This is a genomic window from Paenibacillus sp. EB106-05-06-XG162, assembly GCF_058791655.1.
On the sequence record NZ_JBYTDT010000026.1, the window covers coordinates 1 to 18709 of the forward strand.

The window sequence follows — 18709 nt, forward strand, 5'->3', positions numbered from 1 at the left end:
GCCAGGATCAAACTCTCCAATAAAGTGTTTGACTTGCTCATAAACTTGCTAGCGAGATCATTACTGATCTCATTTATTACTTTAATTCACTCGTTGTTCAGTTTTCAAAGATCAATCATTTCATGAAAGTATTCTATCGAAAACTCTCATTTTTTGTCGCCCGTTGTTTCAGCGGCGACTTTTATAATATATCACATTCAGCTATCGTTTGGCAAGCTTTTTTTTGAAGTTTTTTTCGAACTTTCATTTTTTCGCTTGCCCCGACTGACTTACGTCAAAAGCGGAACGAGAAATAATATATCACGAATTACAACTAGGCGTCAACACTTTTTTGCATTTATTTTTTATTGTTTTTTAGGGACAGGAAATTGTCGATTGCGCACGTATCTAGATAGTTCTTTTGGTGAAGCAAAGCGTGCATACATGCGGAAGACTGTCTTGTATCGATTCGCTATTGCATGACGGATTTCATATTCCAATCTGGAATCACTCAGATCAAGAAGCATTTCATCTAATTCTTTTCGTAGCACATAGTCCAGCTCTTTGCATTCCTTATCGTTGAACAACAAACCTAACATAATCTGTAGTGCCTCCTTCAAATATGCCTCGATCTTTAGCGCGTATGGTTTTTATCATTCCTCTATTCGGAATTTAACTCCGCTTTAATGTTATGCTCATAATTTGGAAATTTTATGATCATTTCCCAAAAAGGAATTTCTGCAGCGGTAGGTCATAACTTCCATGTACGAGCATACATTTTAGTAAACAAGCAAGGACACGTCCTATATGAGGAAAGGAGACTGCCAAACGATGAATTTCTATGTGTTTAATGGCAAAAAGATTAAAAGGTATTTCTTTTTATTCGTCGCTTTAGTATTTGCAGTTGGGGTAGTATATGTAGAGAGTGATAATATTACGGTGTTCTCTGAGGGTGCCCCTTCAGCAGTCTACAATGTTCCTACAGAGAAAAAACTTATTGCCCTCACCTTCGATATCAGCTGGGGAGATAAGCGTACTGCGCCAATCCTAGATATTTTGCAGCAAAAAGGATTGCAAAAAGCAACCTTCTTCCTCTCCTCCCCTTGGAGCAAAACACATACGGATCTTGTAAAGAAAATTGCGGACTCCGGCTATGAGATCGGCAGCCATGGTCATAAGCACGTGAACTACAGCTCCTTGAGTGATGAGGATATTTCAAAACAAATTAAAACAGCACACAGCATTCTCTCCGATTTAACCGGAAAATCACCAACGCTAATCCGTATGCCCAACGGTGATTTTGACAAAAGAGTGCTTCGCATTGCGGATAGCCTTAACTACAAAGTCATTCAATGGGATACGGACTCCTTGGATTGGAAGAACCCTGGCGTTGATGAAATTGTTAATCGTGTCGTAACGAAAGCTCATCCTGGAGACATCGTTCTAATGCACGCAAGTGACTCCTGTAAAGAAACGCATTTAGCTCTCCCGATCATCATCGACCAGCTACGTGCGAAAGGTTATGAGTTTGTCACTGTATCAGAGCTGCTAAATCAAACGGAAATTAAAAGCAACCCTGTACGAGATCAGAATACGGTCAACAATACAAATCTCGATCCAGCCGCTAATATGTAATTAAGTCTAAGCGCCTTCTCCCTATGTATGGGACGAGGGCGTTTTTTCTGTGTACTTCGGCGCGATTTATCCAAATACATACATAATAAATCCCTCCTATTCAGGCATACTACAATTGTAAAGTCTACGGAAGGAGAAATTCCGAATGCAAAAATTCAAACAAATACGCGGGTTAGCCATCGTCCTTATTCTCACCCTAACACTAACCGCCTGTATGTCCGAACAGCAGACATCTTCTGCACAACCTGATTATAAAGAAATGAAAGCCATGGTCGTCGATATTCTAAAGACGGAAGAAGCCCAAAAAGCGATTCAACAATCCAGCGGATCCAGCGGCAGCACGCAAATGCAAATGTTAAGCAGCCCCGTAGGCAAAGAACAGATTCGAACAGCAGTAAAAGATACATTAACTTCCCCAGAATATAATAAGGAACTAGAGAAGATAATGAAGGATCCTAAATTTGCAGGAGAATTCGCGAGCGCGATTAACAAGGACAATAAAAAAATACACAAAGAGCTCATCAAAGATCCCGTATACCAGCAATCAGTCGCAGATATACTCAAGTCTCCTGATCTATCCAAAATGTATCTTGATCTCACGAAAACACCAGAATTTCGGAAGCAAGTCATGACCATCGTCAAAGATTCTATGTCAAGTCCACTGTTCAAAATGCAAATCATGGAGCTCCTTACCAAAGTTGTTCAAGAAGAGCTACAGCCGAAGCAGCAAGAACAAGGGAAGAAGAAAGGCGGCGGTGGTGGCGGTGGTCAAGGCGGCGGCGAAGGTGGTGGAGGCGAAGGAGGCGGTGGTGGAGGCGGTGGGCAGTAAGCTTTTGCCTACATATAACTCAAAAGGTTGAGCATCAGCTCAACCTTTTTCATTTTTCTGTATAATTTGCTTCGCAATATCATCGTAGATCCGGCCCGTCTCTGTATTGGCACGATAAACTGAAGGCGAGAAGTCTGGCTCTGATGGATGATTATCCGGCGCTCCCAGCGGAATCTGTGCGAGCAAGTCACAATTCAAGGATTCTGCAAGGCGCGCACCGCCTCCACGCCCAAATATGTAATCCTTATGTCCGCAATCTCCACATGCATAGTAGGACATATTCTCAACTACACCTATAATCTCATGCTTCGTATGGATAGCCATTGTACCAGCTCTAGCCGCAACAAATGCCGCTGTCGCATGTGGTGTCGTTACAATAATTTCTTGGCTCTGCGGTAACATTTGGTGGACATCCAGCGCAATATCTCCGGTCCCTGGTGGCAAATCTAAGAGCATATAATCAAGTTCGCCCCAGTTCACTTCTTGGAAAAAGTTGCGCAGCATTTTGCCGAGCATCGGACCGCGCCATACAATCGGACTGTTATCTTCTACGAAGAACCCCATGGAAATAACTTTAACGCCAAATCGTTCAATTGGAATGATACGTTCATTCACAATCTCAGGTCGTTCTTCAATGCCCATCATATCGGGTACACTGAATCCATAGATATCCGCATCGATAATGCCTACTCTACGTCCTTGCCGTGCAAGTGCTGCCGCGATATTCACTGTGACTGTTGATTTACCTACGCCGCCCTTGCCGCTCGCGATCGCAATAAACTTGGTACTGGATTCTGGGTGCAGAAGTGGATGGCTCTCCATACCGGCTCCATGACCTTTTGGCGGCTCCTGTTGCCCTGATTGGCTTCTACTCCCTGCTGCCTCAGCTTTTTCATGCTCAGACATCATTCTAAACCGTACGTGGATATCATGTATTCCTGCTTCGGTTAATTTCTCACGAATCTGACGTTCTAATTGAAATCGATGCTGCTCCTGCTCCGACGAAGTGACGACCGTTAATGATACTTTGTTTTCTTTCGCCATAATATCCCGGACATATTGATGTTCGACGATATTCTGTCCTGTTATAGGGTCAACGATATCTCGTAATGCTTCAAGCACTTGTTCTTTAGCCCCCATGATGCCAGCACCTCTACTTTATGGAATGGTTAACTACTCAGCTTGATTATAGCATAAATCTTCCTAAGGTTTGCCAATCTGTTCACCTGAGATATACCGAAGTATCCCTGTGTAGATGGAAGCAGATACTCTGCGTTGATACTTCTCGTCTGCGAGCAATTGCGACTCTTGCGGATGCGATAGAAATCCCACTTCTACGAGGGCTGTTGGAATCTGCAGCGCCTTCAATAAATATACATTCGTCGTGACAATCTTAGCGACACGATCTGTATTCTCCAGATTTCGCTTCATCTCCGTCTGAATAAATTTGGCAAGCCGCTCGTTCTCCGGATTATTGGAGGTAAAGAAGGTTTGCGCTCCACTCCATCGATTCGACGGGAAGCTATTCATATGAATACTAATGAGAAGATCTACCTTTTGCTTCTCAATAATCTCCACACGACGATGTAAATCCTCCGTTTTTCGTTTACGAAGCTTGGTTGTCCCTTCTTGTGCCAGATCGTAATCACCTTCACGCGTCAATACAACAACCGCACCGGCCTGCTGCAGGAAGTCTCTTAAATAGAGAGCGATCGTTAAATTTATATCTTTCTCGATGACACCTTGCTTGCTTACAGCTCCCCCATCAGGGCCTCCATGTCCTGCATCAATCGCAATCACTTTACCGGATAAAGGTAGTGTCCAGTAAGTCCATGTTTTCGTTGAAGGCACTTCATATGTAAAAATAACGGTTAACAGGACGAGCAAGCACGCCGCGATAATCCATTTTTTGAAATCGCGAAGTTGAATCAGGATCACAGTCTTCTTACGATGCCCACTTCTTTTCCCCATAAAAAAACCACCTCCGTTCCCATACAGACTCCTAATCATCTATATGGGACGAGGTGGACAAATATACCTTTTACATACGTGTTCAAAAAGTCGGCTTTTCAGCATCGAGAAGGTTGCGTGAACCCGAAGAAGGAGGAACGGAATTTAGGCAAAACCTAAATGAGTACAGAACTTCGAGGGTGAGCGCAAGATGCGATGTCGAATCCACCACTTGAAATACTTCGTGATCAAAAGTTGACTTTTTGAACAACTTATTTAAGTTGTGACTTGCTCGGCCATGCCTTCAATTAAAATTTTGGCGACAACCGGTCTCGAGAATTCAGGTGGAGGACAAATGCCGTCACGCAGCAAAGCGCGTACCTTCGTCCCTGATAACGTTAAGTGATCTTCTTTGGGATGTGGACAAGTTTTGCTGGAAGCCATATTGCCACATGTCGTGCAGAAGAAACTATGCTCGAAGAACAATAAAGTTATCCCCAGCTCTTCTGAAGTGAAATTGCTGAATATCTCTTGCGCTTCATACGTACCATAGTAGTCCCCAACGCCCGCATGATCGCGGCCGACGATAAAATGTGTACAACCGAAGTTCTTGCGTACCATCGCATGGAAAATTGCTTCTCTCGGTCCTGCATAGCGCATCGCAGCTGGGAATACACCGAGGAAAGTTCGTTCCTGTGGATAATAATTCTCGAGAAGAGCTACATAGCTCTTCATCCGTACATTTGCCGGAACATCATCGGACTTCGTCTCACCTACAAGTGGGTTCAAGAATAAAGCATCTACAATTTCCATTGCACTCTTCTGGATATATTCATGTGCACGATGTACAGGATTACGAGTCTGGAAGCCTACAACGGTTCTCCAATTCTTCTCAGCGAAGATTTGACGCGTCTCAGCCGGATCGTAATAGAATTCTCGAAACTTCTCAGGTTGTGGTCGGTTGAGTACTGTGATATCCCCGCCTACATAGATATTCGAACGCTCAAGCAGCTTCTGCACACCAGGATGCGCCGTGTCATCTGTCTTGAATACTTGCTTCGCTTCATAAGCGTGATCCACAGGATAAACACTATCAATGTGGATAATCCCATAAATCACATCATCCAGCTCACCTACGAGCGCAACTTGTTCACCTGTGGATAATAATTCAGCTTGTACGGGATCCACAGATAGCGTAATCGGGATACTCCACACCGTTCCATCTGCGAGACGCATCCGGTCTACGACAGAGCGATAATTCTCTTCGTTCATAAACCCTGACAATGGTGAAAAAGCACCTACACCGATTAGATCTAAATCCGAAATGGTCCACGTATTGATTCGAATGGATTGCAAGGATGCTGCTTGAGATAGCAAACGTTCCCGTTCTTCACCATTTACGACACGGTTGATCAAATTGCCGCCATGCGGTTGAATAGTAGTCATTAACGCTGTCCCCCTCGATTCTTAGCCCTTATTTATGCAAACCGCATTCGGTCTTCTCATGCCCTGACCAACGTCCTGCACGTGGATCTTCACCTGGCATGACTTGGCGCGTACAGTAGGAGCAACCAATGCTCGGATAATGTTGATCATGCAAAGGATTGTAGATCACATCGTTCGCACGAATGTAATTCCATACGTCTTCGGAAGTCCAATGCGCTATCGGGTTAAATTTAATAAGTCCAAATTTATAATCATATTCGATTTTCTTCGCGTTAGCCCGCGTCGGTGCCTGATCACGCCGGATACCTGTAATCCAAGCGTCATACTTGCCCAAAATCTCCGTTAACGGCTCCACTTTACGGATGTTACAGCATTCATTCGGAGCAGATTTCCACAATTCTTCGCCATACTTCTCAGCTTGCTCTTCAGGTGTCAATTTCGGGAATGCACGAACAAATTCGAGGTTATAACGTTCTGCTAATCGATCTCTTGTTGCATAGGTCTCAGGGAAATGAAAATCGGTATCCAGATAAAAAATGTCCGTCTTCGGACTGATCCGCTGCAGCATATCAACAAGTACGACATCTTCCGCACCAAAGCTGCAAGCAAACGTCATGTTAGGGAATGTCGTAACAGCCCATTCTAAAATAGCTTCAGGACTTGCACTTTCAAGTTCCACTGCTTTCTGCTCAACCAATGCTTCTTTCTCAAATAAGTTCATACGTATACTCCCTCTTCACACTTAATTTCAATTCCGAGTAAACATCTATGAATATAATAATTATATTATAAATCTTGCCAGTTAAATGTCAATCCTTTTCCTTTGAAATTACTGGGCTATTTAGCATATCTATTCGATTGTGAATAAAGTGTGCATAGACGGAATAGGAGTCTTTTTCAGGATGTGGATAAAAGTCGACGAGGTGAACGGAAGATGACTGATTGTGGATAAATGCAAAAAACACCTTTCCTGCCGAAGCAAGAAAGGTGTTCGATGAATAATAATATTAACGTTTGGAGAATTGTGGCGCGCGACGAGCTGCTTTAAGACCGTATTTTTTACGCTCTTTCATACGAGGGTCACGAGTCAAGAATCCTGCTTTTTTAAGCGATGGACGGAACTCAGGGTCTGCTTTAAGCAATGCACGGGAGATACCGTGACGAATTGCTCCTGCTTGACCAGACATACCGCCACCATGAGCGATAACAAGAACATCGTACTTTGACAATGTTTCTGTTAGGTTCAAAGGTTGTTTTACGATCAATTTCAATGTTTCCAAACCGAAATATTCGTTGATATCACGTTTATTGATTAGGATACGTCCTTCACCCGGTACAAGGCGAACACGAGCTACCGAATGTTTACGACGACCTGTACCATAGTATTGTACTTGTGCCATGAAACTGTCCTCCTTTTTTATTAACCGCGAAGTTCGTAAACTTCTGGTTTTTGTGCTGCGTGTGGATGTTCGGAACCTGCATATACTTTCAATTTAAGCTTCATTGCGTTACCAAGACGGTTCTTAGGAAGCATGCCGTGAATAGCTTGTTCCAAAACGCGCTCTGGGAACTTTTTGATCATATCTTGAGCAGGAGTTACTTTCAAACCGCCGGAGTAAAGGGAGTGACTGTAGTAGTTCTTGTCCGTCATTTTTTTACCCGTTAGAACGATTTTCTCTGCATTGATGATAACTACAAAATCTCCTGTATCTACATGTGGAGTAAATTGTGGTTTGTGTTTACCGCGAATCAGGCTAGCAGCTTCAGTCGCAAGACGACCAAGTGTTTTACCTTCAGCGTCAATGATGTACCATTTACGCTCAACTTCATTTGGCTTCGCCATATATGTGCTACGCATTGAATAGATCCTCCTTATATTGTGGAAAAGCAAATTTCCGATTTATATTCGTTCATTATTATCGTTGTTATATCTGTTTTTTCAAAAGTAATCTTAAATGGGGCTGTGGGAAAGCCATTAAGAAAACACAAGCTTTATCTTACAATATTCAGGCCTAAAAAGCAAGCTATTTTTCCAGGTTTATGTCACTCAATTCATAACCGACTTCCCAGAGCGTCAAGCCGTGTGAAACAGCCGTAGGCCCCGCAGCTGCGCGGTCCATCTGAGCGATGATTCCGGGTATATCCTCACTCTTAAATTTGCCTTGTCCAACTCGGAGCAAGGTTCCCATCATGATCCGAACCATGTGCTGAAGAAACCCATTCCCCGTCACATACGTATGGATGATACCTTGATCTCTTGTACCTGGAATCGCTGAACTAACATCGTGTTCCATCCACGCTTTATAAATCGTGCGAACATGACTGTCCTTCGTCGATTTACGGGAGGCAAACGAAGTGTAGTCAAACGTTCCTACCATATGCGTTAACGCTTTACGCATTTCTTCGATATCTAGTTTCGTAGGATGATGAAATTCATAAGATCGGTTGAAGACATCAGGAAAAGCATTTGCGTTAATCGTATAGCGGTACGTCTTCCAATGCGCGCTGTAGCGCGAATGGAACGACAAAGGTACATCCTGAGCGGACCGAATAACGATATCGTTCGGGAGCCGTGTATTGAGGGCAAGACACCATCGTTCAATGGGGATCGCCGATTGCGTCTCGAAATTAAAGACCTGCGCCCGTGCATGCACACCCGCGTCTGTACGGCCTGAAGAGATGATCTTCACCGTCTCGCCGGTCAGCGCACGGATCGAGGCTTCAATATAATCTTGTATGGTATTCTCGCCAGGCTGCGTCTGGAAGCCGTGGTAGTGTGTCCCGTCATAGCTGACGACCATAAAAAGATTGCGCATATGGATCCCCTCCCGATGATGTATTACAAACTTCGAAGCGTTGATGTTTATCTATGGTGTGCTCTTCGAAGCACAGGAACGCTGCCAAAGGCAGTCGTTCCCCCTCAAAGATCTTAAGCATTCCCGCACGACTTCAAGCGTGTTCTGTAAACCTAAGCCGGTGCCGTGAGGCATTCGGTTTAGGTTTGCAGGACAGACGCGGTCCCCCACCCCATGCCGCCATCGAAGCACCAAACAGCACTCCTATGAGCGATAGTTAGACGGGTGTCCAGAGGGCAGAGCCCTTTGGGGTCCCCCTTCCTGAGGAGGAAGGGGGATTTAGGGGGATGGTCGAAAAAGACCTTTATGCACATCGAGGACAGGAGTCCCCAATGTGCAAAAGAAAAAAGGGCTTGTTCAGAATCCGAGGATTCTGTCCACCCTTTCTCATAAGGTCAATTAAGCACGATCCACTAATTCTAAGTAAACCATAGGAGCTGAGTCTCCACGACGAGGCCCCAGTTTTAGAATACGCGTGTATCCACCTGGACGCTCCGAGTAACGAGTGGCTAATTCCGAGAACAATTTTTGAATTGCATCTTGCTCACCGTTAATCGTTTCGCGACGAACATAAGCTGCTACTTGACGACGCGCGTGAAGATCACCTTGCTTCGCTTTCGTAATCAGCTTTTCAGCGATCGAACGAACCTCTTTCGCTTTTGCTTCAGTCGTTTGAATGCGCTCATATAAGAACAAGTCAGTAACCAAGTCACGGAACAATGCCTTACGTGCGCTAGAGTTACGACCTAACTTTTGGTATGCCATATTTTTCCCCTCCTTGCTGCAGTTAAGATTAGTCTTCCATCCGTAAACCCAAACCTAGCTCTTCGAGTTTCTCTTGAACTTCTTCCAAAGATTTGCGTCCGAGGTTACGGACTTTCATCATATCTTCTTCCGTTTTCGTGATCAACTCTTGAACGGTATTGATACCAGCGCGTTTCAAGCAGTTATAAGAACGAACGGAAAGATCGAGTTCCTCGATAGTCATCTCTAGAACTTTCTCTTTCTTATCTTCTTCTTTTTCAACCATGATTTCCGCATCTTTCGCTTCGTCCGTCAATCCTACAAAGAGCATCAAATGCTCTGTTAAGATTTTCGCACCAAGGCTCACTGCTTCTTCAGGTCGAATACTACCGTCAGTCCACACTTCGAGGGTCAGTTTGTCATAATTCGTTACTTGCCCGACACGAGTGTTCTCAATCGTGTAGTTTACACGTGAAATTGGCGTGTAGATCGAATCCACTGGAATCACACCAATTGGTTGATCCTCAGATTTATTCTTATCTGCTTGCACATAACCGCGTCCACGATTTGCAAAGATACGCATATGCAAACGTGAACCAGGCGATAGTGTTGCAATGTGAAGATCTGGATTCAAGATTTCAACATCGCTATCAGCGCGAATGTCTCCAGCTGTAACCGGACCTTCACCTTCCGCATCAATCTCCAACACTTTTTCTTCGTCGGAATGAATTTTAAGCGATAGGCCTTTTAAGTTTAGAATGATTTCCGTTACGTCTTCAATGACGCCCGGAATCGTCGAGAACTCATGAAGCACACCATCGATTTGCACCGATGTTACTGCCGCACCTGGAAGCGATGATAGTAGAATACGACGCAAAGAGTTACCAAGCGTTGTACCATAACCACGTTCAAGCGGTTCTACAACGAATTTCCCGTAAGTCCCCTCATCATTGAGATCAACGGTTTCTATTTTCGGCTTTTCGATTTCAATCACTGAATTACCCTCCTTCAAAACGTCGTTCCGTTTGAAACCTTCTTTTCAGTCGAGTCATGTAGTATGTCTAAACAACCATTATTAGCAAGTTGTTAGTAATTTATACCACACTAAGGTCTGCCATTAGACACGACGACGTTTTGGCGGGCGGCATCCATTATGCGGGATAGGAGTAACGTCTTTGATCATGTTAACTTCAAGACCTGCTGCTTGCAAAGAGCGGATTGCCGCTTCGCGACCAGCACCTGGACCTTTAACCATAACCTCAACAGATTTCATCCCGTGTTCCATTGCTGCTTTCGCTGCAGATTCTGCTGCCATTTGCGCTGCGAATGGAGTACTTTTACGCGATCCTTTGAATCCAAGACCGCCTGAGCTCGCCCAAGAAATTGCATTTCCGTGCGGGTCAGTAATCGTTACGATCGTGTTGTTGAACGTAGAACGAATATGAGCAACGCCGGATTCAATATTTTTGCGATCACGACGTTTCGTACGTACGACTTTTTTCGGTTTAGCCATGTCTGTTATCCTCCCTTCTTATTTCTTTTTATTCGCTACAGTACGACGAGGACCTTTACGCGTACGAGCGTTAGTTTTTGTACGTTGTCCACGAACCGGAAGACCACGACGGTGACGAACACCACGGTAGCAACCGATCTCGATTAAACGTTTAATATTCAAACTGATTTCACGACGAAGGTCACCTTCAACCTTGATCGTTTTGTCGATAACCTCACGAAGTTTACTAACTTCGTCCTCTGTTAAGTCGCGAACACGAGTGTTCACATCAATGCCTGTTGTGCTTAGGATTTTCTGGGAAGTTGTTCTTCCAATACCGAAAATGTAAGTTAAGGCGATCTCAACGCGCTTATCACGTGGCAAATCCACACCAGCTATACGTGCCATTTTACGCTACACCCCCTTCTTAACCTTGTTTTTGTTTGTGCTTAGGATTTTCGCAAATTACCATTACGTTCCCTTTGCGGCGAATGACTTTGCATTTTTCGCAAATTGGTTTTACAGAAGGTCTCACCTTCATGTTAATTACCTCCTAAAAGTTTCTGCAATAGAAACTGGATTACACGATATAGATCCGGGACCTATTTGCGGTACGTTATACGACCTCTGGATAAATCATAAGGTGATAACTGTATGACCACTTTGTCTCCTGTTAGGATACGAATGAAGTGCATCCGCAACTTACCAGAAACGTGGGCAAGAATTTGATGGCCATTCTCCAGCTCAACTTTAAACATTGCATTCGGCAACGGTTCAATAACCGTTCCTTCTACTTCAATGACATCTTCTTTAGCCACAGTTATTCTCCTTTCTGTGCATGATTTGCGGTGGTTGCAATAAACTTGGAAATCGCAAAACGAAGTTTCCCGTTCGTTACCCGACCGCTCTCGTCTAAACTGTTAACAACTTCAGCACTTATTTCACTCAACAATTGCAAATGTATGAGGTTCTTCTTCTTAGGCTGGTCAAACTTTCGTTTGTCCCCATCAGCTAGGAGTATGAACTTGGAATCAACGATTCCGACGATAACCGCATATTGTCCAGCATCACGACCTCGTAAGATTTGAACGATCTGACCGATTTGGGGCATTTGATTGTTATTCACATTCATCACCTAGCTATCTAGTCTCGTCAAAATTTCTAAGCCATCCTCTGTAACAGCAACGGTGTGTTCAAAGTGAGCACAGATATCGCCGTTCAACGTTACAACCGTCCAATTATCTTGTAACGTCTTCACATACCGTTCGCCCGCAATGACCATCGGCTCAATAGCCAAGACCATGCCAGGCTTCAACCTCGGACCGCGATCGGGAGTACCATAGTTCGGAATCTGAGGTTCTTCATGGAGGTTCTCTCCAATGCCGTGCCCTACATATTCACGAACAACTGAAAAACCGGCATCTTCAATGCAGCGTTGAATCGCGTAAGAAATTGTATATAAACGAACATCCGGTTTGACAAGCGCGAGTCCAGCATACAAGGATTTTTCTGTTACCTCTAAGAGTTTCTTAGCTGTGTCAGAAATTTCACCAACCGGATAGGTCCATGCCGAATCGCCATGGTAACCACGATACTGAGCCCCGATGTCAATACTTATGATGTCGCCCTCGTTTAATTTCCGATCGCCGGGTATGCCATGAACCAACTCTTCATTGACTGAAGCGCAAATGCTTCCAGGAAAACCATTGTAGCCTTTGAAAGAAGGTGTAGCATTCTGACTGCGAATATAGTTCTCCGCGATTGCGCCTAACTCTCGAGTCGTAATGCCTGGTTGAACGGATTTTGACATCAAACGATGCGTTTCCGCAACAATCCTACCTGCTTCCTTCATGAAGCCTAACTCCACTTCAGACTTACAAATGATCATTACGTCTAACCTCTCAGTAAAGATACAATCTCCGAAGTAACTGTATCGATTTCTTTCTCCCCGTCCACTTGGCGAAGCAGCCCCTTAGCGTCATAGTAAGCTAATAATGGCGCCGTTTTGTTGATATACTCATCAAGACGCGTACCCACTTTTTCTTCCGAGTCGTCCGAACGTTGGTACAATTCGCCGGAGCATTTATCACACACGCCGGATTGTTGTGGTGGATTGAAAATGACATGGTAGGTAGCGCCGCATGATTTACAAATCCGACGGCCTGTTAAGCGCGCAAGTAGTAAATCGCGATCCACCTTTAGGTCAATGACATGATCGAGTTTACGACTCATCGACGTAAGGATATCATCCAAAGCTTCGGCTTGAGATAGTGTTCTAGGGAATCCATCAAGTAGGAATCCTTTCTCACAATCTGGCTGCGCGAGTCTTTCACGAACGATCCCAATCGTCACATCATCGGGTACAAGCAAACCTTGATCAATATATTCTTTGGCTTTAATACCAATAGGAGTACCTTGCTTCATCGCTAGACGAAATGCATCGCCCGTCGAAATGTGGGGAACACCGAATTCATTGACAACACGTTCTGCCTGCGTTCCTTTTCCTGCCCCAGGAGGCCCCATGAAAAGAATGTTCATTGAACTTCATCCTCCTCTTAACGAAGAAACAGCACAATAGGTGCCAGAGCGAATGCCGCGAACGGTCTCGCACAGGAACCTATTGACTATTTGTTAATGAAACCTTTGTAGTGGCGTTTCATTAATTGGCTTTCGATTTGCTTCATCGTATCCAAAGCAACCCCAATAACGATCAGTAGGGATGTTCCCCCGATTTGCACGGATTTAGGCAATCCGGCAAGTGCACCGAAAAATACAGGGAGAATCGAAACTGCCGCTAAGAAGATCGCACCAGATAACGTAATTCTCGACATGACTTTCGTCAAGTACGAAGAAGTTGGTTTACCTGGACGGATACCAGGAATGTATCCACCGTTCTTTTTCATCTGGTCTGCCATCTGAACGGGATTGATCTGCACGAATGTGTAGAAGAATGTAAATCCAACGATCATCAGGACATAAAGAACCATACCGAGCGGTTTGTCATGCGAGAAGTTCTGGATAACCCAAGTTGCCCAAGGCTTATCAGCCCAGAACTGTGCAATTGTAATCGGGAACATCAAGAGTGAGGATGCGAAGATTACCGGAATAACCCCTGCGCCGTTCACTTTGAGTGGAATGTGTGTATTTTGTCCACCGTACATTTTGTTCCCTACAACACGCTTCGCATATTGTACTGGAATTTTACGTACACCCTGCTGGATAAAGATTACACCCACGATTACCGCGAGGACCACAAGCAAAATAAGAATCACTTTCGCAACACTAAAGAACGTATTTGCTGTAGCATCCGCAAATTCTGCTGTGTAGATCTCACGCATCATTTCTGGGAATCTGGATACGATACCCGCGAAAATCAGAATTGAAATCCCGTTGCCAATGCCCTTCTCTGTAATTTGCTCACCGAGCCACATGAGGAAGGATACACCTGCTGTTAATACAATTGCAATAACGAGATACGTCGTTATACTTGCATTTGGAACCATTGTGAAGTTATACAATCGGTTAAACCCGATTGCTGTACCGTATGCTTGGATAAGACCAAGTATTACGGTACCATAACGAGTAATTTGGGCGAGTTTACGTTTACCGAGCTCGCCTTCTTTAGCCCATTCTGCGAACTTCGGAATGACATCCATCGACAGAAGCTGTACGATGATGGATGCTGTGATATATGGCATAATCCCGAGAGCAAAGATAGAAAAATGGAACAATGCACCACCAGAGAATGTGTTCAGCAAGCCGAACAAGTCACTGCCCTGTTGGCCAGCCAATGTGAAAACCGATTTGTCGACACCCGGTACTGGAATAAAAGCACCGATACGGTAAACGATCAAAATCATTAGTGTAAACAAGATTCTTTTTCTAAGGTCTTCAACTCGCCATATATTGGACAGCGTTTTAAACATTAGATCACCTCGGTTTTACCGCCGGCAGCCTCGATTTTCTCTACCGCAGATTGAGAGAACTTATTTGCTTTAACAGTAAGTTTTACAGTAACCTCACCGTTTCCTAGAACCTTGATTCCAGCTTTAGGATTGTTTACAATACCGCGCTCCATAAGTACCTCTGGAGTCACTTCAGTACCTTCTGCAAAGTTGTTAAGTTCCTCGATGTTTACAATAGCAAACTCTTTACGAGTAGGGTTATTGAAACCGCGTTTCGGCAAGCGACGATATAGTGGATTTTGTCCACCTTCGAAACCTGGGCGCACGCCACCGCCAGAACGAGCGTTTTGACCTTTGTGACCGCGACCCGATGTTTTACCCGTGCCGCTCGAAGTACCGCGACCTACGCGCTTGCGTTCTTTGCGGGCACCTGGAGAAGAAACAAGTTCATGTAACTTCATCGTTCGTTGCACCTCCTTTATAGTTCTAAACATTCATGTATTTAAGCTTAAGCTTCAACTTCTTGAACAGAAACCAAGTGGTTAACTTGGTTAACCATTCCACGAATCGCCGGGCTATCGTTATGAACAACAGTTTGGTTGATTTTACGCAATCCAAGGCTGTTGACCGTTTTACGTTGTGTTTCCGGACGACCAATCAAACTGCGAACGAGGGTAACTTGTAATTTAGCCAACGTGAATCCCTCCTTAACCTAACAGTTCTTCTACGGTTTTACCGCGCAATTTAGCAACATCTTCGGCACGTTTCAAGCGAGACAAGCCTTCAAGTGTTGCATTCACCATATTCATGGAGTTCGAAGAACCTAAAGATTTTGTTAAAATATCGCCTACACCAGCAAGCTCAAGAACCGCACGAACCGGTCCGCCTGCGATAACTCCAGTACCTTCAGAAGCTGGCTTCAAAAGAACATGGCCTGCTCCGAATTTGCCGTTAACAAGGTGAGGAATTGTTGTTCCTACGAATGGTACGTGGATCAGGTTTTTCTTAGCATCTTCGATACCTTTGCGGATCGCATCAGGTACTTCAGAAGCTTTACCGATACCAGCGCCAACCCAACCTTTGCCGTCGCCGACAACTACTAGCGCACTAAAGCTGAAACGGCGTCCGCCTTTTACAACTTTCGCTACGCGATTAATATTTACAACTTTTTCAGTTAGTTCTAAAGTGTTCGGATCTACACGCAAGTCGTTTACCTCCTTATAAATTGATTAGAATTCAAGACCTGCTTCGCGAGCTGCGTCAGCCAATGCTTGAACCCGTCCATGATACAAATACCCGCCACGATCGAAAACAACTTGTACGTAGCCAGCTTCTTTCGCACGTTTAGCGACTAATTCGCCAACTTTACGAGCAGCTTCAACGTTACCACCGTTTCCAATTTGACCTTGTAATTCTTTATCCATTGTGGAAGCAGCAGCTACAGTTTTTCCAGTTACATCATCGATCAATTGTGCGTACACATGTTTCGATGAACGGAAAACGCTCAAACGCGGGCGAGTTGTTGTTCCTTCAATTTTCTTACGAACACGAAGGTGTCTTTTCAAACGAGCTTTGTTTTTATCTCCTTTGGTAATCATGCCTTGTTCACTCCCTTCTGTCTGCCATATGGCCCCAAGGGCCTTTAAGCTACAAGCAAAAGATCAACAATGATCTTATTTTTTCTTACCAGCTTTACCTTCTTTACGGATAATACGTTCGCCTTCGTACTTAATACCTTTACCTTTATACGGCTCAGGTTCACGAACGGAACGGATTTTCGCAGCATAAGCACCTACGCGCTCTTTGTCGATTCCTTTAACGATAATTTTCGTGTTGGAAGGAACTTCGAACTCGATGCCTACTTCTGGTGTAATCTCAACTGGGTGAGAGTAACCAACGTTAAGAACGACTTTATCACCGGATTTATTCGCACGGTAACCTACGCCGACAAGCTCAAGGTTTTTAGAGAAACCTTCAGTTACACCACTAACCATGTTAGAAATGACCGAACGAGTTGTACCGTGTAATGAACGATGAAGTTTATTATCAGAAGGACGAACAATCGTGATCACGTTCTCCTCAACAGATACTGTCATATCTTTGTGGACTTCACGAGTTAATGTTCCTTTAGGTCCTTTAACTGTAATGTTGCTGTTATCTAAAGTGACTGTTACGCCACTTGGTACTGTAATTGGTTTGCGACCAATACGAGACATATGTTGCACCTCCTATCTTTACGGTTGTATTACCAAACGTAGCAGACTACTTCTCCGCCGGATTTCGTTTGACGAGCTTCTTTATCTGTCATAACTCCTTTGGATGTGGAGATAATCGCAATACCTAGTCCGCCTAATACGCGAGGAACTTCATTGCTCTTCGTGTATACGCGTAGACCTGGCTTACTGATTCTCTTCAAACCGGAGATGACACGTTCATTGTTAGAGCCGTATTTCAAGAAAATACGGATAATCCCTTGTTTGTTATCTTCGATATATTCTGCGTCGCGGATGAAACCTTCACGCTTAAGGATTTCTGCGATTTGCTTCTTAATAGTCGAAGCAGGCATTTCAACCGTCTCATGACGCACTACGTTCGCGTTGCGAATGCGTGTTAGCATATCTGCAATCGGATCTGACATAACCATAAGTGTAAACCTCCTTCCCGTTGTAGGGTGATTACCAACTTGCTTTTTTAACGCCAGGGATCTGGCCTTTATACGCTAATTCGCGGAAACAAATCCGGCAAATTTTAAATTTCTGTAATACGGAATGTGGGCGACCACAACGCTCGCAACGTGTGTAAGCACGTACTTTATATTTCGGTGTGCGTTGTTGTTTAACTTTCATCGAAGTTTTTGCCACTTATTTTTGCACCTCCTGCAAACTTGTGTACCAAGTTATCCTCGTAAGGATTATTTTACGAAAGGCATGCCAAGTTGAGTTAACAACTCGCGGGACTCTTCGTCAGTTTTAGCTGTTGTTACGATAACGATATCCATACCGCGTACTTTATCAACTTTATCGTATTCAACCTCTGGGAAAATTAATTGCTCTTTCAAACCAAGTGTGTAGTTACCGCGACCATCAAATGCTTTGTTCGATACACCGCGGAAGTCACGTACACGAGGAAGCGTAATGTTGAACAATTTGTCTAAGAAGTAGTACATACGCTCGCCACGAAGTGTTACTTTAACACCGATTGGCATATTCTCACGAAGTTTGAATCCAGCGATGGATTTCTTCGCACGAGTAATAACCGGTTTTTGACCTGCGATTAACTGCATGTCCGCTACTGCTGCATCAAGCACTTTGGAGTTAGCAACTGCGTCGCCCACACCCATGTTGATTACAACTTTCTCGATTTTCGGCACTTGCATTACCGTCGAGTAGTTAAACTTCTGCATTAACGCTGGCGTAATTTCATTTAAGAAACGCTCTTTCATTCTTGCTGCCATGTTACATGGACCTCCTTTCTTTCAAAAGTGGATTAGTCGATAACTTCTCCGGATTTTTTCGCTACGCGAACTTTTTTACCGTTATCCAATACTTTGTATCCGATACGTGTTACGCCGCCGCTCTTAGGATCCACGTGCATGACGTTCGATACGTGAACTGGAGCTTCTTGCTCGATAATTCCGCCTTGTGGATTCGCTTGAGATGGCTTCGCATGCTTCTTGATCATGTTTACACCTTCCACAAGAACGCGGTTTTCGCGAGGATATGCTGCGATAACGCGACCTTTTTTGCCTTTATCTTTACCCGAAATAACAATAACCGTATCGTCTTTTTTCACGTGCAATTTATTGTTATGAGATTCGAGAACCTTCTTCAATCTCGGCATTTCGTTACACCTCCTGTTTCTTGCAACAAGCAAG

At 44.2% G+C, this 18709-nt stretch carries 29 protein-coding genes; 2 read left to right on the plus strand and 27 right to left on the minus strand.

Translation table 11 applies throughout. From position 1 onward, the window contains the following. Nucleotides 1-344: 344 nt before the first annotated feature. Nucleotides 345-578 (minus strand): hypothetical protein, encoded by a 234-nt coding sequence (locus AC3WU2_RS29145; protein WP_018759677.1) that lies wholly within the window; start codon nt 576-578, stop codon nt 345-347. Nucleotides 579-810: 232 nt separating this feature from the next. Here AC3WU2_RS29145 and pdaB point away from each other — a divergent pair, with 232 nt between their 5' ends. Then, the gene (gene pdaB / locus AC3WU2_RS29150; RefSeq protein ID WP_492458387.1) at nt 811-1614 is read left to right on the plus strand and encodes a polysaccharide deacetylase family sporulation protein PdaB; all 804 of its coding nucleotides are present in this window, start codon (nt 811-813) and stop codon (nt 1612-1614) included. A 145-nt stretch (nt 1615-1759) separates the two neighbouring features. After that, nucleotides 1760-2443, plus strand: a complete 684-nt coding sequence (gene gerD, locus AC3WU2_RS29155) for a spore germination lipoprotein GerD (RefSeq protein WP_492458388.1) — start codon at nt 1760-1762, stop codon at nt 2441-2443. 39 nt (nt 2444-2482) lie between these two features. On the opposite strand, the gene AC3WU2_RS29160 is transcribed toward gerD, so the two are convergent. The 26 genes from AC3WU2_RS29160 to rplX form a co-directional block, all read right to left on the minus strand. Further along, entirely contained in the window at nt 2483-3583 is a 1101-nt protein-coding gene (locus tag AC3WU2_RS29160; RefSeq protein WP_492458389.1) for an Mrp/NBP35 family ATP-binding protein, read from the minus strand. A 63-nt stretch (nt 3584-3646) separates the two neighbouring features. Continuing rightward, complete coding sequence (gene cwlD / locus AC3WU2_RS29165; protein WP_018759681.1) at nt 3647-4414, minus strand: N-acetylmuramoyl-L-alanine amidase CwlD; 768 nt, start codon at nt 4412-4414, stop codon at nt 3647-3649. Nucleotides 4415-4669: 255 nt separating this feature from the next. Next, on the minus strand, nt 4670-5839 hold the full coding sequence (gene sat / locus AC3WU2_RS29170) for a sulfate adenylyltransferase (RefSeq protein WP_492458390.1): 1170 nt from the start codon (nt 5837-5839) through the stop codon (nt 4670-4672). Nucleotides 5840-5867: 28 nt separating this feature from the next. Beyond that, a complete protein-coding gene (locus tag AC3WU2_RS29175; protein ID WP_492458391.1) occupies nt 5868-6560 on the minus strand; it encodes a phosphoadenylyl-sulfate reductase in 693 nt (230 codons plus the stop codon). 286 nt (nt 6561-6846) lie between these two features. Then, nucleotides 6847-7239: a 30S ribosomal protein S9 gene (gene rpsI, locus AC3WU2_RS29180; protein ID WP_018759684.1), complete on the minus strand. Its 393-nt coding sequence runs from the start codon at nt 7237-7239 to the stop codon at nt 6847-6849. A 20-nt stretch (nt 7240-7259) separates the two neighbouring features. Continuing rightward, complete coding sequence (gene rplM / locus AC3WU2_RS29185) at nt 7260-7697, minus strand: 50S ribosomal protein L13 (RefSeq protein WP_018759685.1); 438 nt, start codon at nt 7695-7697, stop codon at nt 7260-7262. Between the two features lie 166 nt (nt 7698-7863). Next, a complete protein-coding gene (gene truA / locus AC3WU2_RS29190; RefSeq protein WP_492458392.1) occupies nt 7864-8655 on the minus strand; it encodes a tRNA pseudouridine(38-40) synthase TruA in 792 nt (263 codons plus the stop codon). Nucleotides 8656-9093: 438 nt separating this feature from the next. After that, nucleotides 9094-9459 (minus strand): 50S ribosomal protein L17, encoded by a 366-nt coding sequence (gene rplQ / locus AC3WU2_RS29195; protein WP_018759687.1) that lies wholly within the window; start codon nt 9457-9459, stop codon nt 9094-9096. A gap of 28 nt (nt 9460-9487) precedes the next feature. Continuing rightward, on the minus strand, nt 9488-10432 hold the full coding sequence (locus AC3WU2_RS29200) for a DNA-directed RNA polymerase subunit alpha (RefSeq protein WP_379341750.1): 945 nt from the start codon (nt 10430-10432) through the stop codon (nt 9488-9490). 123 nt (nt 10433-10555) lie between these two features. Beyond that, complete coding sequence (gene rpsK, locus AC3WU2_RS29205) at nt 10556-10951, minus strand: 30S ribosomal protein S11 (protein WP_018753969.1); 396 nt, start codon at nt 10949-10951, stop codon at nt 10556-10558. Nucleotides 10952-10969: 18 nt separating this feature from the next. Beyond that, complete coding sequence (rpsM, locus tag AC3WU2_RS29210) at nt 10970-11338, minus strand: 30S ribosomal protein S13 (RefSeq protein ID WP_018759689.1); 369 nt, start codon at nt 11336-11338, stop codon at nt 10970-10972. A gap of 19 nt (nt 11339-11357) precedes the next feature. Then, nucleotides 11358-11471, minus strand: coding sequence for a 50S ribosomal protein L36 (gene rpmJ, locus AC3WU2_RS29215; RefSeq protein ID WP_003333770.1), 114 nt, complete (start codon nt 11469-11471; stop codon nt 11358-11360). Nucleotides 11472-11532: 61 nt separating this feature from the next. Further along, nucleotides 11533-11748 (minus strand): translation initiation factor IF-1, encoded by a 216-nt coding sequence (gene infA, locus AC3WU2_RS29220; protein WP_015847200.1) that lies wholly within the window; start codon nt 11746-11748, stop codon nt 11533-11535. Between the two features lie 2 nt (nt 11749-11750). Beyond that, complete coding sequence (locus tag AC3WU2_RS29225) at nt 11751-12062, minus strand: KOW domain-containing RNA-binding protein (protein WP_040676098.1); 312 nt, start codon at nt 12060-12062, stop codon at nt 11751-11753. A 3-nt stretch (nt 12063-12065) separates the two neighbouring features. Beyond that, nucleotides 12066-12818 (minus strand): type I methionyl aminopeptidase, encoded by a 753-nt coding sequence (map, locus tag AC3WU2_RS29230; RefSeq protein ID WP_492458393.1) that lies wholly within the window; start codon nt 12816-12818, stop codon nt 12066-12068. A 5-nt stretch (nt 12819-12823) separates the two neighbouring features. Next, complete coding sequence (locus AC3WU2_RS29235) at nt 12824-13468, minus strand: adenylate kinase (RefSeq protein WP_018759692.1); 645 nt, start codon at nt 13466-13468, stop codon at nt 12824-12826. A gap of 86 nt (nt 13469-13554) precedes the next feature. Continuing rightward, a complete protein-coding gene (gene secY, locus AC3WU2_RS29240) occupies nt 13555-14856 on the minus strand; it encodes a preprotein translocase subunit SecY (protein WP_492458394.1) in 1302 nt (433 codons plus the stop codon). After that, the gene (gene rplO / locus AC3WU2_RS29245) at nt 14856-15296 is read right to left on the minus strand and encodes a 50S ribosomal protein L15 (RefSeq protein ID WP_018759694.1); all 441 of its coding nucleotides are present in this window, start codon (nt 15294-15296) and stop codon (nt 14856-14858) included. The genes secY and rplO overlap by 1 nt, the downstream gene beginning before the upstream one ends. A gap of 47 nt (nt 15297-15343) precedes the next feature. Next, on the minus strand, nt 15344-15529 hold the full coding sequence (rpmD, locus tag AC3WU2_RS29250) for a 50S ribosomal protein L30 (protein ID WP_018759695.1): 186 nt from the start codon (nt 15527-15529) through the stop codon (nt 15344-15346). A gap of 13 nt (nt 15530-15542) precedes the next feature. After that, entirely contained in the window at nt 15543-16040 is a 498-nt protein-coding gene (gene rpsE / locus AC3WU2_RS29255; RefSeq protein WP_018759696.1) for a 30S ribosomal protein S5, read from the minus strand. Nucleotides 16041-16064: 24 nt separating this feature from the next. Beyond that, nucleotides 16065-16433, minus strand: a complete 369-nt coding sequence (gene rplR / locus AC3WU2_RS29260) for a 50S ribosomal protein L18 (RefSeq protein ID WP_018759697.1) — start codon at nt 16431-16433, stop codon at nt 16065-16067. A gap of 75 nt (nt 16434-16508) precedes the next feature. Continuing rightward, nucleotides 16509-17051 carry a 50S ribosomal protein L6 gene (gene rplF / locus AC3WU2_RS29265; RefSeq protein WP_492458395.1) on the minus strand — a complete coding sequence of 181 codons (543 nt, stop codon included), beginning with the start codon at nt 17049-17051 and terminating at the stop codon, nt 16509-16511. 29 nt (nt 17052-17080) lie between these two features. Continuing rightward, a complete protein-coding gene (gene rpsH / locus AC3WU2_RS29270; protein WP_018759699.1) occupies nt 17081-17479 on the minus strand; it encodes a 30S ribosomal protein S8 in 399 nt (132 codons plus the stop codon). Between the two features lie 31 nt (nt 17480-17510). Continuing rightward, on the minus strand, nt 17511-17696 hold the full coding sequence (locus AC3WU2_RS29275) for a type Z 30S ribosomal protein S14 (RefSeq protein WP_074961883.1): 186 nt from the start codon (nt 17694-17696) through the stop codon (nt 17511-17513). A gap of 50 nt (nt 17697-17746) precedes the next feature. Beyond that, nucleotides 17747-18289: a 50S ribosomal protein L5 gene (gene rplE, locus AC3WU2_RS29280; protein ID WP_018759700.1), complete on the minus strand. Its 543-nt coding sequence runs from the start codon at nt 18287-18289 to the stop codon at nt 17747-17749. Between the two features lie 32 nt (nt 18290-18321). After that, nucleotides 18322-18675: a 50S ribosomal protein L24 gene (gene rplX / locus AC3WU2_RS29285; protein ID WP_018759701.1), complete on the minus strand. Its 354-nt coding sequence runs from the start codon at nt 18673-18675 to the stop codon at nt 18322-18324. Nucleotides 18676-18709: the final 34 nt, after the last annotated feature.

What these genes read in the sequence shown, in the direction of transcription:
- truA (WP_492458392.1), bottom strand. Translation starts at nt 8,655, where the DNA reads ATGCGCAATCTTTTTATGGTCGTCAGCTATGACGGGACACACTACCAC.
- AC3WU2_RS29160 (WP_492458389.1), bottom strand. Translation starts at nt 3,583, where the DNA reads ATGGGGGCTAAAGAACAAGTGCTTGAAGCATTACGAGATATCGTTGAC.
- rpsH (WP_018759699.1), bottom strand. Translation starts at nt 17,479, where the DNA reads ATGGTTATGTCAGATCCGATTGCAGATATGCTAACACGCATTCGCAAC.
- rplQ (WP_018759687.1), bottom strand. Translation starts at nt 9,459, where the DNA reads ATGGCATACCAAAAGTTAGGTCGTAACTCTAGCGCACGTAAGGCATTG.
- AC3WU2_RS29145 (WP_018759677.1), bottom strand. Translation starts at nt 578, where the DNA reads ATGTTAGGTTTGTTGTTCAACGATAAGGAATGCAAAGAGCTGGACTAT.
- rpmJ (WP_003333770.1), bottom strand. Translation starts at nt 11,471, where the DNA reads ATGAAGGTGAGACCTTCTGTAAAACCAATTTGCGAAAAATGCAAAGTC.
- sat (WP_492458390.1), bottom strand. Translation starts at nt 5,839, where the DNA reads ATGACTACTATTCAACCGCATGGCGGCAATTTGATCAACCGTGTCGTA.
- secY (WP_492458394.1), bottom strand. Translation starts at nt 14,856, where the DNA reads ATGTTTAAAACGCTGTCCAATATATGGCGAGTTGAAGACCTTAGAAAA.
- AC3WU2_RS29225 (WP_040676098.1), bottom strand. Translation starts at nt 12,062, where the DNA reads ATGAATGTGAATAACAATCAAATGCCCCAAATCGGTCAGATCGTTCAA.
- rplR (WP_018759697.1), bottom strand. Translation starts at nt 16,433, where the DNA reads ATGATTACCAAAGGAGATAAAAACAAAGCTCGTTTGAAAAGACACCTT.
- rpsM (WP_018759689.1), bottom strand. Translation starts at nt 11,338, where the DNA reads ATGGCACGTATAGCTGGTGTGGATTTGCCACGTGATAAGCGCGTTGAG.
- map (WP_492458393.1), bottom strand. Translation starts at nt 12,818, where the DNA reads ATGATCATTTGTAAGTCTGAAGTGGAGTTAGGCTTCATGAAGGAAGCA.
- pdaB (WP_492458387.1), top strand. Translation starts at nt 811, where the DNA reads ATGAATTTCTATGTGTTTAATGGCAAAAAGATTAAAAGGTATTTCTTT.
- rpsK (WP_018753969.1), bottom strand. Translation starts at nt 10,951, where the DNA reads ATGGCTAAACCGAAAAAAGTCGTACGTACGAAACGTCGTGATCGCAAA.
- gerD (WP_492458388.1), top strand. Translation starts at nt 1,760, where the DNA reads ATGCAAAAATTCAAACAAATACGCGGGTTAGCCATCGTCCTTATTCTC.
- rpsI (WP_018759684.1), bottom strand. Translation starts at nt 7,239, where the DNA reads ATGGCACAAGTACAATACTATGGTACAGGTCGTCGTAAACATTCGGTA.
- rplO (WP_018759694.1), bottom strand. Translation starts at nt 15,296, where the DNA reads ATGAAGTTACATGAACTTGTTTCTTCTCCAGGTGCCCGCAAAGAACGC.
- AC3WU2_RS29235 (WP_018759692.1), bottom strand. Translation starts at nt 13,468, where the DNA reads ATGAACATTCTTTTCATGGGGCCTCCTGGGGCAGGAAAAGGAACGCAG.
- rplM (WP_018759685.1), bottom strand. Translation starts at nt 7,697, where the DNA reads ATGCGTAGCACATATATGGCGAAGCCAAATGAAGTTGAGCGTAAATGG.
- cwlD (WP_018759681.1), bottom strand. Translation starts at nt 4,414, where the DNA reads ATGGGGAAAAGAAGTGGGCATCGTAAGAAGACTGTGATCCTGATTCAA.
- AC3WU2_RS29175 (WP_492458391.1), bottom strand. Translation starts at nt 6,560, where the DNA reads ATGAACTTATTTGAGAAAGAAGCATTGGTTGAGCAGAAAGCAGTGGAA.
- rplF (WP_492458395.1), bottom strand. Translation starts at nt 17,051, where the DNA reads ATGTCTCGTATTGGTCGCAAACCAATTACAGTACCAAGTGGCGTAACA.
- rplX (WP_018759701.1), bottom strand. Translation starts at nt 18,675, where the DNA reads ATGCCGAGATTGAAGAAGGTTCTCGAATCTCATAACAATAAATTGCAC.
- rplE (WP_018759700.1), bottom strand. Translation starts at nt 18,289, where the DNA reads ATGGCAGCAAGAATGAAAGAGCGTTTCTTAAATGAAATTACGCCAGCG.